Below are 1503 nucleotides of genomic sequence, written 5' to 3'. Positions count from 1 at the left end.
GCGCTTCAGCTCGGCGTTCTCCTTCTTCAGCCGCTTCAGCTCGGCCGACTCCTCCGTCGTCGTGCCCGGCCGGGTGCCGGTATCGATCTGGTCCTGCCGGACCCACTTGCGCAGCGTCTCGGTCGTGCCGATGCCCAGCTTCTGGGCGACCGCTTTCATCGCGGCCCACTCGGTGTCGTACTCCGGCCGCACCTCGGCGACCATCCGCACCGCACGACGGCGCAGCTCAAGCGGGTACTGGGAAGGACGTGCCATGACTCAATCCTCTCAAATGATCGAGTCCCTACCGAACCCGGAGCGGTTCAAAGCGCACCTGGACACTCCAGGTCCGTCCCAGCACTGGCGGGACGGACCTGATCTGCCCGCAGTGCGGCCGCATCCCGGCCACGTCCGGGTCCGCCGCGACGCGAGCCGTCATCGTGAACCACCTGGCCCTCCACGCCCGTTCCGAACCGCTCCCCGCCCACCTGCGCACCTGCAGGTGCGGCGAGCACGGCTGCCGTTGGCACCCGCGTCACCGCGGCTGCAGCGGACCAATCGCCCTGCTACTCGCACGGAGCGCGGGCGGTCGCATCTGGCGCCTGACGGATGCGTGCCGGGCTTGCGCCGCTGCCACCGAACACGCCGCCACGGTTCCCGAGCCCCGTAGCGTCGTCGGGGTCGTCGAAGAAATGACCAGCAGCCTCGTGGAACTCTTCCCAGCCAAAACCGGGGACCTCGTTGAGGACGGGCCTTGCTGGCAGGACTGAGCGCTGTACGGATAAATCGGCGCATCCGCGAGACGCCCCACGGCTTCCGGCCCGATCATGAACAGCATCGGAAACCTACCCGTGACTGTCTCAAGCCTGCTCATCATCACTGCACACAGACTGGGATGCCAGCACCTCGACGCGGAGGCCACGTGGAGCCCGGAACCGCAACCCAACTGATCACCGTAGGGGCAACCCTGGGCGGTGTAGTGCTCACACTCCTGGCCAACGCGTCCCTGGAGCGACGCAGAGCCCGCGACACCCGCGCCCTCGAGGCGATGCGCCTGGAGGGCGAACAGGGCCGTTGGCTTCGCGATGAACGCCTGAAGGCCTACTCCGCCCTCTCCCTCGCAGGTGAAGAAGCACTGCAGTTCATACGATCCGAACTGCCCCGCCTCATCGGCCCGGAGGCTGCCGCTCATCGCCCGGAGACCGAAGCTCGCTGGCAAGAGCTCAGAACGCAGCTACGCAAGGCCTACAATCACGTGGCTCTCTTCGGCGCTGATCACGCACGTGAGGCCGGACTGCGCATCTGGCGGACCGCCCGCAACGGCGGCAACGACATCCTCCGCGACCTGGACTCCGGCGCCGCATCCGCCTCAGACCACCCGGTCCTCAACGAACGGATCCGCGCTCTCAGTAGCTGTTGTCGTTCCGATCTTGAGGGGTGGGTATCGAACGGGAGTCTCGATTGGGTGGTGGCGGGGTGCTCGGCGCATACGAGTAGGGCCTCCTGAACAGCTCGTTGGTGTCG

At 67.1% G+C, this 1503-nt stretch carries 2 protein-coding genes; one reads left to right on the top strand and one right to left on the bottom strand.

The window, feature by feature from the left end:
* On the bottom strand, positions 1 to 255 hold a 255-nt coding region (locus ACRWNP_RS37060), incomplete at its 3' end, for a transposase (protein WP_431969399.1).
* Between the two features lie 646 nt (positions 256 to 901).
* On the opposite strand from ACRWNP_RS37060, the gene ACRWNP_RS37055 reads away from it, so the two are divergent.
* Positions 902 to 1486 (top strand): hypothetical protein, encoded by a 585-nt coding sequence (locus ACRWNP_RS37055; RefSeq protein WP_431969397.1) that lies wholly within the window; start codon positions 902 to 904, stop codon positions 1484 to 1486.
* The last annotated feature ends 17 nt before the right edge of the window (positions 1487 to 1503 follow it).

Origin of the sequence: Actinacidiphila sp. bgisy160 (assembly GCF_965342435.1) — a bacterium.
GTDB lineage: Bacteria > Actinomycetota > Actinomycetes > Streptomycetales > Streptomycetaceae > Actinacidiphila.
This window is presented reverse-complemented; position numbering and strand designations above follow the sequence as displayed.